Annotated in this window: 16 protein-coding genes; 12 read left to right on the top strand and 4 right to left on the bottom strand. The window is 39.6% G+C overall.

The annotated features are described in order from the left end of the window. Window positions 1-8 precede the first annotated feature (8 nt). From ACQK2H_RS10480 to ACQK2H_RS10460, 5 genes are all read left to right on the top strand, one after another. A complete protein-coding gene (locus ACQK2H_RS10480) occupies window positions 9-371 on the top strand; it encodes a four helix bundle protein (RefSeq protein ID WP_425391390.1) in 363 nt (120 codons plus the stop codon). Continuing rightward, entirely contained in the window at window positions 361-1,164 is an 804-nt protein-coding gene (locus ACQK2H_RS10475; RefSeq protein ID WP_425391389.1) for a metal ABC transporter ATP-binding protein, read from the top strand. The genes ACQK2H_RS10480 and ACQK2H_RS10475 overlap by 11 nt, the downstream gene beginning before the upstream one ends. After that, window positions 1,164-2,456, top strand: a complete 1,293-nt coding sequence (locus ACQK2H_RS10470) for an iron chelate uptake ABC transporter family permease subunit (protein WP_425391388.1) — start codon at window positions 1,164-1,166, stop codon at window positions 2,454-2,456. The genes ACQK2H_RS10475 and ACQK2H_RS10470 overlap by 1 nt, the downstream gene beginning before the upstream one ends. 100 nt (window positions 2,457-2,556) lie before the next feature. Next, a complete protein-coding gene (locus ACQK2H_RS10465; RefSeq protein ID WP_425391387.1) occupies window positions 2,557-3,396 on the top strand; it encodes a metal ABC transporter permease in 840 nt (279 codons plus the stop codon). Next, entirely contained in the window at window positions 3,393-3,773 is a 381-nt protein-coding gene (locus ACQK2H_RS10460) for a hypothetical protein (protein ID WP_425391386.1), read from the top strand. The genes ACQK2H_RS10465 and ACQK2H_RS10460 overlap by 4 nt, the downstream gene beginning before the upstream one ends. Here ACQK2H_RS10460 and ACQK2H_RS10455 read toward each other — a convergent pair. Then, a complete protein-coding gene (locus tag ACQK2H_RS10455) occupies window positions 3,759-4,289 on the bottom strand; it encodes an adenine phosphoribosyltransferase (RefSeq protein WP_425391385.1) in 531 nt (176 codons plus the stop codon). The genes ACQK2H_RS10460 and ACQK2H_RS10455 overlap by 15 nt on opposite strands. Before the next feature lie 131 nt (window positions 4,290-4,420). Here ACQK2H_RS10455 and ACQK2H_RS10450 point away from each other — a divergent pair, with 131 nt between their 5' ends. The 3 genes from ACQK2H_RS10450 to ACQK2H_RS10440 all read left to right on the top strand — a co-directional run bounded on the left by ACQK2H_RS10450 (window position 4,421) and on the right by ACQK2H_RS10440 (window position 7,857). Beyond that, window positions 4,421-4,804, top strand: a complete 384-nt coding sequence (locus ACQK2H_RS10450) for a hypothetical protein (protein ID WP_425391384.1) — start codon at window positions 4,421-4,423, stop codon at window positions 4,802-4,804. A gap of 67 nt (window positions 4,805-4,871) precedes the next feature. After that, the gene (locus ACQK2H_RS10445) at window positions 4,872-6,533 is read left to right on the top strand and encodes a hypothetical protein (RefSeq protein ID WP_425391383.1); all 1,662 of its coding nucleotides are present in this window, start codon (window positions 4,872-4,874) and stop codon (window positions 6,531-6,533) included. A 91-nt stretch (window positions 6,534-6,624) separates the two neighbouring features. After that, the gene (locus ACQK2H_RS10440; RefSeq protein WP_425391382.1) at window positions 6,625-7,857 is read left to right on the top strand and encodes a pyridoxal phosphate-dependent decarboxylase family protein; all 1,233 of its coding nucleotides are present in this window, start codon (window positions 6,625-6,627) and stop codon (window positions 7,855-7,857) included. Here ACQK2H_RS10440 and ACQK2H_RS10435 read toward each other — a convergent pair whose 3' ends face one another. After that, window positions 7,858-9,096: an ABC transporter permease gene (locus ACQK2H_RS10435; RefSeq protein ID WP_425391381.1), complete on the bottom strand. Its 1,239-nt coding sequence runs from the start codon at window positions 9,094-9,096 to the stop codon at window positions 7,858-7,860. A 60-nt stretch (window positions 9,097-9,156) separates the two neighbouring features. Here ACQK2H_RS10435 and ACQK2H_RS10430 point away from each other — a divergent pair, with 60 nt between their 5' ends. Together ACQK2H_RS10430 and ACQK2H_RS10425 are read left to right on the top strand one after the other, a co-directional pair. Continuing rightward, window positions 9,157-10,413: an asparagine synthetase B gene (locus ACQK2H_RS10430; RefSeq protein ID WP_425391380.1), complete on the top strand. Its 1,257-nt coding sequence runs from the start codon at window positions 9,157-9,159 to the stop codon at window positions 10,411-10,413. 207 nt (window positions 10,414-10,620) lie between these two features. Next, window positions 10,621-11,160, top strand: a complete 540-nt coding sequence (locus ACQK2H_RS10425) for a hypothetical protein (protein ID WP_425391379.1) — start codon at window positions 10,621-10,623, stop codon at window positions 11,158-11,160. Window positions 11,161-11,192: 32 nt separating this feature from the next. Here the strand turns inward: ACQK2H_RS10425 and ACQK2H_RS10420 are convergent, their stop codons facing one another. Next, window positions 11,193-11,792 (bottom strand): tRNA-(ms[2]io[6]A)-hydroxylase, encoded by a 600-nt coding sequence (locus tag ACQK2H_RS10420; protein WP_425391378.1) that lies wholly within the window; start codon window positions 11,790-11,792, stop codon window positions 11,193-11,195. Continuing rightward, window positions 11,792-13,645, bottom strand: a complete 1,854-nt coding sequence (locus tag ACQK2H_RS10415) for a putative porin (protein WP_425391377.1) — start codon at window positions 13,643-13,645, stop codon at window positions 11,792-11,794. The genes ACQK2H_RS10420 and ACQK2H_RS10415 overlap by 1 nt, the downstream gene beginning before the upstream one ends. A gap of 145 nt (window positions 13,646-13,790) precedes the next feature. On the opposite strand from ACQK2H_RS10415, the gene ACQK2H_RS10410 reads away from it, so the two are divergent. Together ACQK2H_RS10410 and ACQK2H_RS10405 are read left to right on the top strand one after the other, a co-directional pair. Beyond that, on the top strand, window positions 13,791-14,885 hold the full coding sequence (locus ACQK2H_RS10410; RefSeq protein ID WP_425391376.1) for a Nif3-like dinuclear metal center hexameric protein: 1,095 nt from the start codon (window positions 13,791-13,793) through the stop codon (window positions 14,883-14,885). Between the two features lie 8 nt (window positions 14,886-14,893). Next, the gene (locus tag ACQK2H_RS10405; protein ID WP_425391375.1) at window positions 14,894-15,691 is read left to right on the top strand and encodes a zinc ribbon domain-containing protein; all 798 of its coding nucleotides are present in this window, start codon (window positions 14,894-14,896) and stop codon (window positions 15,689-15,691) included. Window positions 15,692-15,741: the final 50 nt, after the last annotated feature.

Here is a 15,741-nt window from a genome sequence, read left to right as displayed (position 1 = left end):
TGTTAAATATGAGAGATTTTAAAAATTTAGAAGTTTGGAAAGAAGCCCATCAAATAGCTTTAGATTGCTATAGGGTATCCTCATACTTCCCGTCAGACGAAAAATTTGGCTTAACGAGCCAGTTAAGACGAAGTGCATTATCAATACCAACCAATTTAGCGGAGGGATGTGGAAGAGGCAGCCAAAAAGACCTGAAAAGATTCTGCGACATTGCTATGGGTTCAGCTTCAGAAGTAGAATACCTACTTTTTTTCATAAATGAAATAGGCATTCTCCAAAATGGAGATTACGAATCATTAAGTGGGTCACTAGTCAGGATGAAAAAGAGACTTAATGCATTCATCCAAAAACTAAAGTCCAATGTCCAATAGCTATATAAAACAAGTAGAAAATCCGGTTCTGGAAATACATGACCTGACAGTCAGCTATGATAAAAAGCCGGTTTTATGGGGCATAGACCTCTCACTTCCAAAGGGTGCACTTTGTGGAATCATTGGCCCAAATGGCGCGGGGAAATCAACGCTGATAAAAGCCATCATGGATCTGGTAGAAATGAATTCCGGATATGTCAAACTTTTTGATCAGGAGCTGGACGAGGTAAGAAAACGAGTAAGTTATGTTCCCCAGAGAGAATCGGTAGATTGGGACTTCCCTGCTTCCGTATTGGATGTAGTATTAATGGGCCGCTATGCAAGCCTTGGGCTTTTTAAGAACCCTAGAAAAGCCGACAAAGAGGCCGCTTTAAAAGCCCTTGAAATGGTCGGCATGGAAAAATATTCCAAGCGTCAGATTTCTCAACTTTCAGGAGGACAACAACAACGGGTATTTCTTGCACGAGCACTTACTCAAAATGCGGATATTTATTTTCTGGATGAGCCATTTGCAGGAGTGGATGCTGCCACTGAAAAAGCCATTTTCAAAATACTTCAGGATCTTTCAAAAGAGGGTAAAACAATCATTGTTGTACATCATGATCTGCAATCTGTTGAGACGTATTTTGAATGGGTGATACTTTTGAATTTACGATTAGTGGCCTCAGGACCCACAAAGCAGGTGTTTACGCCACAACTTCTGGAAGAAACATACGGTGGTAAGCTAACACTATTGACAGAAGTCGGAGAACTGGTTCAAAAAGGAGAATTTAAAGCAAGAGAAAAGCAATAATGGAAACATTGATTGAATTCTTTTCTTTCAAGTATCCTAACATCAAATATGTGGTGTTTGGCACCATCCTGCTTTCTATAAGTTCCGCTGTAGTAGGCTGCTTCACTTTTATCAAAAAGAAATCACTCGTCGGGGATGTGATTTCCCATGCGGTATTACCAGGGATATGTATTGCGTTTATTGCATCCGGAAGTAAGGATCCATTTCTATTAATCATTGGTGCTTTTATATCCGGATGGATTTCCAATATCGTAATGGATGGAATCACTCAAAACACCAAAATCAAAGAAGATGCAGCGACCGGATTATCATTATCGGTCTTTTTCGGAGTGGGTATTTTACTAATGACTTATATCCAACATTCAGGCAATGCCTCGCAAAGTGGGCTGGATACTTTCCTGTTTGGAAAAGCAGCAGCACTGGTCGGTAAAGACTTGATGGCCTTTAGCATCATTGCTGTAATTGTCTTACTGACTGTATTCTTGTTCTACAAAGAATTTAAACTGATCAGTTTCGACCCTCAATTTGCCAAAGTAATAGGGCTTCCTATCAAACGACTGGAAATGATCCTAACATCTATCACGGTTTTGGCCGTAGTTACAGGCATCCAAGCAGTCGGAGTTGTACTTATGGCAGCCATGTTAATTACTCCGGCGGCTGCATCCAGGTATTGGACAAACAGACTATCCAGAATGATCTTACTGGCTTCCATATTTGGAGCTTTTTCAGGTATTAGCGGAGCTTTTATCTCTTACAGTGCGCCCTCCATGCCTACCGGACCTTGGATGGTGATGATCCTATCCATAATCGCGTTGATTTCGTTCTTTTTCGCACCCAGCAAAGGAATTGTTATCAGACAGTGGCGAAGATTTTCTATTAGAAAACAACTGCTAGAAGAGAACCTGCTAAAAGCATTCTACCGAATAGGTGAAAACAGTGGTGATCATTTCAGCAAAGTAGCTGTAAATGATCTTCAATTAATACGGAACTTCTCTCCCGCCCAGCTAGCCAAAGGATTACGAAAACTTCGTGTAAACGGATATGTTGAGAGAAACAATGGCACCTGGTTTCTTACCAATGAGGGCTTTGAGAAAGGAAAACGCATCACCAGGCTACATAGACTATGGGAACTTTACCTTACGAAGTATCTAAGAATAGCACCAGATCATGTGCATGAAGATGCAGACACCATCGAACATGTGATTACCCCTGAACTGGAAGCAAGATTGGAAAAACTGTTAGAGTATCCAACCTCCGACCCTCATGAATCAAAGATTCCAAGAAACAATTAGCAATGATGAATACAATAACCAATAGGCATTGGGCAGTAATCAATAGGCAATGGGTAGTAACCAATTGCCTAATGCCTATTACTAATTGTCTACTGAAATAATGGACGCTTTTTGGATCATATTGACCGGATCACTCGTGGCAGTTAGTTGTGCCATTCTAGGCTCTTTCCTGGTGCTGAGAAAGATGTCTATGGTGGGTGATGCTATTTCACATTCGGTGCTTCCAGGGATCGTTATTGCGTTTTTAATTGCAGGAAGTATGCAATCTATATGGATGTTGGTCGGTGCAGGAATATTAGGTGTACTTACCACCTTTCTGATTGAATTTTTCCACGAAAAAGGCAAACTACAAACCGATGCATCTATTGGAGTTACTTTCACCTGGCTATTTGCTTTGGGAGTAATTCTGGTTACCTACTACGCAGGAAATGCTCATATTGATCAGGACTGTATTCTTCATGGTGAGATTGCGTACGTACCAATTGACCTTATTTACGACAGTAGCGGCAATCCTATTGGCCCTAAAGCAGTCATTATACTTTCATTTGTCCTATCGATAATCTTACTATTCGTCACACTTTTCTATAAGGAGCTATTTATTACAACATTTGATGCGTCTTTTGCAACTGCTATTGGAATGTCTACCTCAAAATGGCATTATGCGCTGATGGGACTAGTATCTCTAACCACTGTAGCATCTTTTGAGTCTGTAGGAGCTATTCTGGTAGTTGCTCTACTTATTGCGCCAGCTGCGGCCGCTTATCTTATAACCAATCAGCTCAAAACGATGTTAATACTAAGCTCCCTTTTTGGAGTGATCAGTTCCTTCTTAGGCTATTGGCTTAGCTATGTGTTAGATGGATCCATTGCAGGTGCTATGGTGACTGTTTCAGGCTTTATATTCGCGACCTGTTACGTAATCGTTAGATTAAAAAAATGAAGAAATTCTATTTTGTCGTTCTCTTATTCTCGCTGAGTTCATGCTACAAGGACTTGTCACTTGATGGATTTGATAAGGATCAGTGGGAAGCTGCTATTGAAAATTGTAGTAATTACAGACTTGACATTGTTGATCTCATCATTGAAAATGAGGATGTCATACTCGAAGGGACACAAAACGAAGTGGAGAGTTTATTAGGAAAAGCAAGAGAGCACGAATTATACGAACGAAATCAGAAGTTTTTTCATTATAGACTGACTCCACCAGCATCATGCGGAGAAGCGGAAACTGTCAAATATCTATCTGTTCGTTTCAATGCTATAGGTCGTGCTAATTTGGTACAAGTCATGCTTCGAGAATCTTCAGTAGCTGACTAACGAATGAATGTTTTCGCTGAATTTATCCAAAGCTTCTATTCCATTCAAAAACCGCAGCTCCACTAGAAATGAAAATCCAACCACATTTCCGCCAGCCATTTTGATCAGCTCTGCTGCAGCTATTGCGGTTCCTCCTGTAGCCAGGAGATCGTCATGAATCAGTACATTATGACCTTTGATGATGGCATCCTTATGTAGCTCTACTTCTGCACTTCCATACTCCAGGTCGTATTCGTAAGAATACGTATCTGCGGGAAGCTTTCCTTTCTTTCGTACAGGAACAAATGGAATTCCCATTTTCTGTGCCAGTGAATTACCCCATATGAATCCCCTGGACTCTATTCCCACCACCACATCAATACCTTGATTAATCCATCTTTCTGCAAAAGCATCTGTAATATCCGCACTTAGCGTAACATCCATCAGAAGAGGTGTAATGTCTTTAAAAATGATGCCTGGCTTAGGAAAATCAGGTATATCTCTGATGCTGTCGACGATTCGTTTTTGAAGATTCATGTATCAATGGATGTAGTGAATGCAATTAAGGCACAGTATTTGAATTTGACACTAAAAAACTCAATGCAAACGAGACGAGCAAAGATTTAAGGCTTGAATGATCCAAGCTCGCTCACTAAAAGACTATAACTATGAAAAAGCTGATTTTACTTGTAACCATAGGACTTATATCCTTTTCTTCTATTGCTCAGAAACCTTCTAAAATAGAGCGGATTCTTAATACCAAGCAAAAGTGGACAGCCATTGATGTAAAAAGTAAACGCCCCTATTTTGAAGTTGGCGAGACCTTTACAATTCGAATTGACCGTTCGTTTTACCATGATCGGAATAATTATGCAAAAATGGGCGGCAACTGGACACTTGATGGTAAACGATTGATTTTGACGTACGATTCATTTACTGAAGAACGTAGAAGAATTCCATATATCTACAAAATCAAAAAATGGGGTAAGAATGGATTTAAGCTGACTTATCGAAATAAATACAATAAAAAAGAAAAAGTATTCTTTAAATAATTCAATTCCTTTTAGGGGTTTTAATTTCGCGCGTGACATCTATACGTACGTACTTATTTAACCATTTATGAACTTAAGATCAGCTATTCTTCTGATGATGCTAATTTCGGCACCATTCCTTCAAACCTATGCGCAAGAAACATCTGACGAATATTCGGATTATTCTTATTTATGGGAAGAGGATGATAAAAAGAAGAAGAAAAAGAAAAAACGCAAAAAGAAAGAGCAGCCTGTATTAGCTGACTCTTCCATCCTTGCTAGTGATTCTCTACTCTTACACACTGATAGTCTTCAGCAAGAGACACTTCTTCAGTTAGACACCTTGAGACCAGATACCGCAGTTAATGCAACTGTAGCAGTCGATACATTGAAGGAAGAAAGCCTTAAAAATGAGCCCAAACAGAAAAGAGAAAAAGCAGAACGCCCCCCTATCAGTGATTTTAGAGAGCCAATGGTGCTGCCCAATGAAGATGGAAGTATCAACGGAGGTATGACGTATACCCAAATTGATGGGAAGGATTATGTAGGTCTGGTATTATCCCCAGAATTTAAGATAGGAAAAGTAGGCGTTGGACTGAACGTACCCATACTTTATGGGTTGGATGATCAATCCATTCGAACTGAAATTTTTGAAGATGGAGTAGGTGTGGCCAGGCTTATTCGATATGTTAGGTACGGTGTACAGCGAAAGGATCCATTCTATATCAAAGCTGGTGAAATGTCAGGGATGATGCTTGGATATGGTAGTTTAATGAATAATTACACTAACTCCACCAGCTACGAAAAACGTAAAGTAGGAATCCATACGGATTTCAATTACGACAGATTTATGGGGTTAGAGCTATTCTACAGTGACTTAAACCCTCAATCATTCAATTTATTTGGTGCCAGGCCTTACATACGTCCGTTATCTTCTTTTCCAATTCCAATATTAAACACCTTAGAAGTTGGTGCTTCGTATTTGCTTGATAAAGACCAAACGGATATTATCACAAGTGATTCAACCAGCACGACCTATGCTTTCACCAAATCAGGTGCTAAAGCTTTTGGAATAGATATGGGTGTAACGCTTTTGAGCTCCCCATTTATCCAAATTGACATGTTTGGTTCATACTCCAGGTTGAACATAGCAAGCGACACATTAACTCAACTTGCAAATGCTATCGGAGAAAATGATTTCAAAACCGGATCAGGAGCTTCTTTTGGCATGAATTTCAGAATGCACTTCATTGCTGATGTATTTAGCACAGACGTGCGTATCGAGCGACTCAACAACTCTGATCATTACATCCCGCAATTCTTTAACGCATCTTATGAGATCAATAAAGATGCTCGAATTGCTTCTTTGATTACTACTGAAGGCAAGAATGGAATTTACGGATCGCTGAGAGGCCACATTTTGAAAAAGGTTTCTTTAGGTGGTAGCTTGATGATTCCGGATGATATTTCGGCATCCTCACCTGCTTTTGTAGAGCTAACTGCTGAAATGGAGCGACTAGCCAATAAATTCTCATTTTATGGAAACTACGTAAAGGGCGACCTGGATGATTTGGGAGACACTTTCAAGTTTGATGAACGATCACTAGCCAAGATGCGATTCATTTATCACATGAATAAATTCCTCGCTACCGGAGTAGATTACTATTGGTTATTTACTCCAACTGCCGAAGGGGGTTATGAAGCTACCAAATATGTGATGCCATACTTTGGGGTAAGTATCTCAATTTAAAATATTGAAAGAGCTCGGCGAAAGTCGAGCTTTTATTCAATCATTTTTATTTAGTTGCATAAACAACTAATTTTGCGGAAAAATTAAGAATATGTACTGGGAATCATATAATCATTCAAAGATCAAAGAAGTAATATTCAATGCATTGGAGCAAAACCTGGATTATAGAAATAAGCCTGTTCTTGGTTTACCTGCCTCCTACCTTGACACTGAGGTATTCTATCATGATGCACCGTTTTTAAAGGATGCTCCCTTCCTTTCAGCAATGATTGCAAACCCTAATCATATTGGATGCCATACGCTAAATGAATCAGAAGCTGCATTTGAGGGAACCCAGAGAATAGAAGCTGAACTAATTAATATTTGTGCCAAAGAGATTTTTAATGGACAGGATGATCATTATGATGGCTATGTAGCTTCAGGTGGTACGGAAGCGAATATCCAGGCAATTTGGATTTTGAAAAAATACTATGAGAAAGAATTCAATGCCAACCCGGAAGAAATTGCGCTTGTTTACACAGAAGACGCTCACTATTCAATGCCAAAAGCGGGTTCTCTTTTAAGTCTTGACAGAATAGTGCTCCCAGTAGATCAGGGAACCAGAGCCATATCTTCTAAAAGTATTGAAATACTTAAAAAGGCTAAGGCAACCGGTAAGAAGTATTTCATCGTGGTTCTGAATATGGGAACTACCATGTTTGGTTCAGTTGATGAGGTAGATGTTGTGTGCCAATGGATGGATGAACTTGAAATTCATTATAAAGTACATATTGACGGTGCTTTTGGTGGATACATTTACCCTTTTGCTAATCCAACATCAAGCATGACTTTTCAGCATCCTAAAATCAACTCTTTTACCCTGGATGGTCATAAAATGCTGCAATCACCATATGGAACGGGTATATACATTACCCGGGAAGGGTTTATGGAGTATGGCCTCACTGAGGAAGCCAATTACGTGAAAGGCAAAGACTACACGCTTATTGGAAGCAGATCAGGTGCTAATGCGATCGCAGTTTGGATGATCATGCGAACGTATGGTTCTGAGGGATGGAAAATGAAAATCAACAGGCTATTAGATAAAACACAGCGACTATGTGATCAGCTTGACGAGATGGACATATCCTATTATCGTAACCCATCGATGAATATTGTAACTATAAAGGCAGCATACATAGATCCACAAATTGCAAAGGACTACATGTTAGTGCCAGACACGCATGATGGTCATCCTAATTGGTATAAAATCGTAGTGATGGATCACGTGACCCAGGGATTACTCGATCGATTTATTATGGATATTAGACCTGCAGTTGAGGTTTGATTATTCAAACCTCAATGATTCAATTGGATCTAGTTTGGATGCTTTATAAGCAGGAATATAACCGGATATCAGTCCTACTACAATTCCAATAACCACTGCTACAATCATCCACAGCCATGGCACCACAAAACCGGAATCAAAGATTAGTTGGGACGTTAGGTTACCAATGGTCATTCCCAGAACGATTCCTCCGATTCCTCCCATCTGACAAATCACGATGGCCTCAATAAGAAACTGTTGTCTGATCTTTAATGGCGTAGCTCCAAGTGCTTTTCTAACCCCGATCTCACGTGTACGCTCAGTTACTGAAACAAGCATAATATTCATCAGTCCAATAGATGCGCCTATCAATGTTACAAAGCCAATGGTAAATCCTCCGGCACGCAAATAGCCCGTAATCTCCCCCATCCGTTCGGCTAAAGATTTACTGGCGGAAAGCTCAAACGAATCTTCCTCCCCTGGTCTGTCACCACGAATGGCTCGCATCAACCCCCTGGCAATTCCCATGGCATTTTCCATCTGCGTTGGATCAGTTACTGCCACAGCTACCTCATATCCAAAATTCCTTTCGGGTGCTATGATCCTGGCTGTTTGCATCGGGATAATGATGGTTCTGTCAATATTAGAGTTACCACTGGCACCCCCTTGCTCTGCTATTGTACCAACGATTCTGAATTTTGACCCCATCAAGCTTATTTTTTTCCCAACAGGACTTTCATTCTCATCAAACAAGTCTTTGATTACATCATTACCTACCAAAGCCACATAACTTCCGTTAACACTCTCGTTTACTGAAAAAGGCCTCCCCTTATCTACATCGTATCCATCTACAGTCAGGTAGTTTTCATCTCCACCCCTTACGATTTGATTGGGATTTGTCACCTTGGAGCCATATTTTACTTCAGCTTGCCCGGTAATAACTGTGTATATTGACACTACACCTGGGCCTTCATACTTCTCTTTGAACATCATAAGGTCATGATAGGTAACCTTCGGGTAGGTTTTAGCTTTCTTCCCATCAGATGATCCCCGATCTCTGCGCTTATCTTCAATATCAAACGTATTGGCCCCTAAACTGGAGAAGCTACTATTGATCGAATTTTGAATTCCGTCTATGGCCGTGAGTATTCCCACCAATGATGTAATTCCAATGGAAATAATTGCAGCAGTAAGGAATGTTCTCAGCTTATTGGCTTTGATGGACTTGACGCCCTCTTTGATGTTTTCGCGAATGTTCATCGATTGGCTTTAGTAAAACACAAGGTTTTGATTAACGTTGTATATACAAAAGTGATGCATATGAGGGGAATATTGTTACTAATTTTCTTAAATGTCTGCATAGCCAGCCAGGCGGCATATATCCTTATCCCAATGGATAAGACCCAGTCCAATCACCTGAAGGCATACGGCATTGCCTATTGGATACTTACGAAGGAAGTGGAGGTGGATTGGATGCTCAATTATAAAGGTGGCAGCTTTATGGTCAAACACCTGCAGGTATTTGAAAATGAATGCATTATTAGGGGTGTTTCTTATCAAGTCATTTCCGATGCTGAAGCCAACGACATTCTTAATACTATAGCCAGTCCGTCTTCCAACATGGACGTGATGAAATTAGAAAAGTATCCTAAGATTGCGGTCTACTCTCCAAAAAGTAAGCAACCCTGGGATGATGCCGTAACACTGGTTCTGACCTATGCGGAAATTCCCTATGATGTCATTTTTGATGATGAAATCATGGGCGATGAGCTCCCGAAATATGATTGGCTTCATTTGCACCATGAAGATTTTACCGGTCAATACGGAAAATTTTATCGAGCATACCATCACTTTCCGTGGTACCAACAGCAGCAGCGGGAATATGAAGAATCTGCCAGAAAGCACGGTTTTGCTAAAGTATCTCAATTAAAACTTGCCACCGTCCAAAGGATCAAATCGTATGTGGCAAGTGGTGGGTTCCTGTTTGCCATGTGCTCTGCTACTGATACGTATGATATAGCCCTTGCTGCCGAGGGAATAGACATTGTAGAAAGTATTTATGATGGTGATCCGGCAGACCCACGTGCTCAATCTAAGTTGGATTATTCTAAAACAATGGCTTTTGAGAATTTCACCATTGAGCGTGATCCGATGCGGTATGAATACTCCAACATTGATAATCAAGCGAATGAGCGTGGATTAGTTGAGAAGAATGATTATTTCACTTTGTTTGAGTTTTCTGCTAAATGGGATCCTATTCCTACCATGCTTACACAAAATCATCAACAGATCATTCATGGATTTATGGGGCAGACGACAGGATTTAAAAAGCAATTGGTAAAAGGTGATGTAATTGTAATGGGACAAACGCCCAGTATAAGTGAAGCTAAGTACATCCATGGCATTTTAGGTAGAGGGTTTTGGACCTTTTACGGAGGGCATGATCCTGAAGATTATCAGCATTTTGTAAATGAGCCTCCAACAGACCTGAACCTTCACCCAAATTCTCCGGGATATCGGCTAATCTTGAATAACATCTTATTTCCGGCAGCCAAAAAGAAGAAACAGAAGACTTAAAAGAGATTTAATCTGTTAGGGTTATCAACCCCAACAGAGCTATGCGGTTTTTAATGCATCCTATCTGCTCTTTGCTTGAGGTCTTTCATTATTTTGATCAACAGAATATTACCATTAAATCAATATTAAGTGTTTAATAAAAATACCCTTAACAAGGTATTGATAATACTTGCTTTTCTGAGTTCCTTTACCAGAAAATTATCACTAATGAAAAACTTACTATCCCTAGCACTTATCCTTTCCATCGCATTACTATTTAGTTGTGGCGATGATGACGGACCATCTGTTAACTCTGAAGGGCAGTTATCATTTGATGGAGAAACTGCTGCTCTTACTCATGCATACATTGAAGACTATGGTGAGAATGACAATGGATCATTTGATGTGGATATTACACTTACATCAAAAGCAGTGGATTTAGGATCAGAGAGTATTAGCAATGTAAGTGTAGTCTACCTGGATCTAAACACTTCCATTCAAAATGTTCTAGAAGCTGGCACTTATACATATACAGATGGGGACCGTGATGAGTTTAAGATGGTAGATGGGTTTGTTGCTATTAATGCGTCATTTGATAGCGAGGGCAACACATCTGGCAAGATCTTCGAAGTTACAGGAGGAACTGTGACAGTAACTAGATCATCTGGTGTCTATAACATTTCGTTTACCTTAACTGGGGATAATGACGAAAGAGCAACCGGATCATACAATGGAGCACTTACTCCATATGAAGATACTGATGACTAATTAAACTAAATGCATTGATTGAATAAATTCAATCAATGCATTCTATCTGCTCTAGGCTTCAAGTCTTTCATGATCTTAGCCTCTTCTTTTAAAAATGCTTTCCATCGCTCCTCTACTCTATCCTCTGGCAAATATTCCTTTGCCAATTCAATGAAGTTGTGATAATGCCCTGCCTCCGAAACCATTAGGTCATAATAAAATCGCTGCAGTTCCTCATCCCCAATATTTTTGCATAAAAGCTTAAACCGCTCACAGCTGCGTGCTTCTATTAAAGCGTTCATTAAGAGTCGTTCTACGAGTTGTTCATCTCGGGTTCCTCCCTTTTTCATGATCCCGTTTAATCGAGATACATACTCATCCTTTCTAGGCTTCCCTAGTTTAAATCCACGCTTCTTCAGGTGCTCGATGACTAATTCAAAATGTGCCCATTCTTCCGCAACTACCGGTGTTAATACATCTACCACCTTTTCTTTTTCAGGAAACATGATGATTAGAGAGATACAGGAAGAAGCTGCTTTCTGCTCACAAAAGGCATGATCCACTAAAATATCTTCAATGTTTTTTTCCGCAATATTTACCCAGCGTGGATCGGTAGGTAACTCAAGTCCTAGTGTTGTTTTATTTGGTTCCATCAATCAAAAAACATCCATCTAATAATCAAATCAATCGCTTTTGGCTGTCCCGGATAATTAGGGGTCACAAAATACCCATCATTGCGAGGCTGGTTTAAGTGTGTCCACTTCAGTGAAAAGAAAAACTTATCCACTTTCATATTAACAAAAAGATCTGCTGCCATATAACCAAAGATCTCCTGATCATCCTGTAAATAGAACTGTTGAATTTCAGGCGCGTACCCATTAGCGAAATATGAAGTACGTGCATGAGCATCTATACCTACTTCTACCGGCACCAAATCATTAAACCAATTTCCTCGCCAAAAGTATCTGCCATTATACCAGATATCCGGTATCCTAATGAAGGTGGCGGCATTGCCGGAAACATTAGTAGCTAATACTTCATTCTGTATATGCCACCCTTCCTTTTTGTTATTTAGAAAACGTAAGTTAAAATCCCCTCCAATGGAAGAAATAACCGCATCTGAAGCCTGAACAGGCTCGATGTTTTGATCGAAGTAAATGAAATTATTGTAGGCAGTCAGGCTTGCTTTCGGCCTTAATTCTAAAACTTTAAAATTCAAATTCAGGCTTCCTTCTAATCTATTAGCAAAGACTGATTCAAAACTGTTGTGCCATTCATGATGATTTCCGAAATAGTTTGAAAAAACAAACGGCACATTGTACTTCATCGATTTGTAACTCACATTTAAAAGGTCACTTGAAAGTGATCCTCCAATCTGATATTGCCCACCGACAAGAAACTCTGCATTAGCCGTCACAGCAAATTTTTCCTTCCAATTGAAACGTGCATATCCTCCTAAGTACTTTTCTACTGTCTTTTTATTGGGATCATAAAACAGATATTGCCAATCCAATGATCTTAATCTCGCATAAAAACGATAAAAAACGGATGATAGATCTCCCTTTAGACCAACCTCGTTTGATAAAGTTGTGAGGGTGGAACGTTCATGCGTGGAGTCAGCATCTATTAAGAACTGACCATAAAAATCAGTGTATGGGTTATAACCACCAACTCCATCAGTATCAGCATTGTCCAGATAAATATTAGTTTCCTTGCGATGATTAAAGATGTGGTATAGTTGAAATTGATCAGCAACCTGATAATCTTGATACAAATGCCATTGAGTCGTTTTTACGATGCTCTGAGCCTCTTCAAGTCTTGTAAGCGCATTATCAAAAAGGAAAAAATCCGTACGTAAAGAATCACCTGTTGGTCTGGCTCCTCCCAGCTCAAAAGCATTATGGTTCATACTTGAGTAATTTGCCAGCACCTGGTATGGTGCTGTTGCATGCTTATAGTGCGTATATCCTGTAAATGATGATCCAACTACCTGACGATCCGTCTGGTTCTCAGGAGCTAATTGTTTATTGGCAGTGATTTTCCTAAGGTCAAATCCCAAATTCCAATTCTCATTTACATTTCTGGAAAACCTCAGATCAACAATATTGCGGTTCCCACCGCCCAGGTACGCAAACACCTCTATATAGGGCGATTTGGTGTCATAGTATTTCACATCTTCCGGTTGATAAGCGTAAGGTTGATAAGCATTAAAACCAGAAGTGCGACCAATTATACCCGGAGGAGCATAGAATATTGGGAAAAGTGCGGTTCCAAAATTTCCAAGATTCTGAAATGTTCTGCCAGAAGCATCGACAAACGATTGTCTTTCAAATAAGTAAATAGAAGTATCGACTCGTTGATACGCTTCGATATTATTTAAAATATTTGCTTCAGTGGTGTATTCGGTGGTTTTTGGCCCATACACCAGCTTGGTAGAATCATCAACTATCTGAGCCTTGAGGGCTAGAGTTAATAATACCGCTATAAGAAATAAATAATTCCGCACGCGCAAATTTAATGATTGATAAACAGGGATAAATGTCAAAAGTGGACGATTTACAAAAAGCGTTCCGAATAATTGATATATTTTGTCTTTATCAGAAAAAGCATCTTTAAGTTTAGCTCTATTATTGCATAAAGGAGTATTATCAATGCGAATAAAAGATATTACAAACTACCTGGAATCCTGGGCCCCATCGACACTACAAGAATCATATGATAACTCAGGGTTATTACTAGGAGAAAGGGATGAAGAGATAAACCAAGTCCTGATCTCCCTTGATATTACCGAGGAGGTATTAGACGAAGCGATCGAAACAAAATCAGATTTCATTATCGCACATCATCCTTTCATTTTTAAAGGCATCAAACGCATCGGAAATTCACATTGGATTGATAGATGCATACGCAAGGCGATAAAGCATGATATTGCAATTTATGCCATCCATACAAATCTGGATAATGTTCAAACGGGCGTCAATAAGAAAATTGCTGAGAAGATCGAACTATTGAATACTTCTATTCTGGAACCCAAGCCTAATACCCTTTCTAAGTTGACGGTATTTGCACCTACTGAAAACAAGGATGAGGTATTACAAGCTATGTATCATGCTGGAGCAGGAAATATTGGCAACTATGATCATTGTAGTTTTCAAGTAGAGGGTACCGGAACTTTTAGGGGAAATGATGAAAGCAACCCAACTATCGGAACACAGGGAGAAGATGAAACGGTTAATGAAACTCGTTGCGAAGTGATTGTTCCCAATTATCGCTTGTCAGCAGTGCTTGCCGCAATGATAAATGCTCACCCATATGAAGAAGTTGCACATTACGTTTCACCGCTCACAAATATTAATCAGGAAGTGGGTGCAGGAATGATTGGGGAACTGAAGCAAGCAATGAAACCCGATGATTTCCTACACTATTTGAAGGAAAACATGAATTTGCAAGTAATAAGACACACTGATTTGGTGAAAGATAAAATTAGGTCTGTAGCGATTTGTGGTGGCTCAGGCAGCTTTTTATTAAACACTGCAATCAAAAAGAAGGCAGACATCTTCATTACCGGGGATTTTAAATATCACGACTTTTTTGAGGCAAATGGATCGATCATTATTGCTGATATTGGGCACTATGAAAGTGAAGTTTATACTAAAGAATTATTACTAGATGCATTAACTAAAAATTTCACTAAGTTTGCGTTCCGTTTGTCGAAGGTAGACACGAATCCAATCAAATATCTATAGAAAACTGAATGGAAAATACAGTAGCTAAAAAGCTGGAAGCTTTAGAAAAACTACAAGCACTAGACTCAAAAATAGATGAGATAAAGAAAATCCGAGGTGCGCTCCCGGAAGAGGTCCAAGACCTTGAAGACGAGATAGCCGGATATCAAACCCGAACCGAAAAACAAGGTGAGGAACTTAAAGCTTTAGAAGATTCAATCTCTGCAAACAAAGCTGCGATCAAAGACGCTGAAAAGCTGATCAAAAAATACGAAGAGCAGCAGATGAACGTACGAAACAACCGTGAGTACGACGCAATCACTAAGGAGATGGAATTGCAACAATTAGAGATTCAAATCCTTGAAAAAAGGATTAAAGAAGCTCACGAAAAAATTGATGCGAAGAAAGAGGAGATTGAGGAGACTAAAGGTATTCTTTCTGAAAGAGAAAAAGATCTCAAAAGCAAGAAAGAAGAGCTTGAAAACATCGTCAAGGAGTCAGAGACTGACGAACAAAAAATTGAAAAAGACCGTGCCAAGGCAACTAAGAACGTCGAAGATCGCTTACTTAAGTCTTACGAGAAGGTAAGAACAAACATGCGAAACGGTCTTGCAGTTGTACCGGTGAAAAGAGGTGCTTGTGGCGGTTGTTTCAATGTGGTTCCGCCTCAAAAACAAGCAGAAATCAGAGAAAAGAAGAAGATTATTGTTTGTGAGCATTGCGGTCGAATTCTTTCTGACGTTGAGGACGTTATAGAAGAAGAAAAGCCAAAAAGAAGAACAACAAGAAAGAAAACAACTACGAAGAAAGCTGCGGCTAAGAAATAGTAGGTTTGATTTAACGATAAATTTTTAAGGGCTACCATATAGGTAGCCTT

The sequence above is a fragment of the Ekhidna sp. genome, assembly GCF_965228795.1.
Classification (GTDB): Bacteria; Bacteroidota; Bacteroidia; order Cytophagales; family Cyclobacteriaceae; genus Ekhidna.
This window is presented reverse-complemented; position numbering and strand designations above follow the sequence as displayed.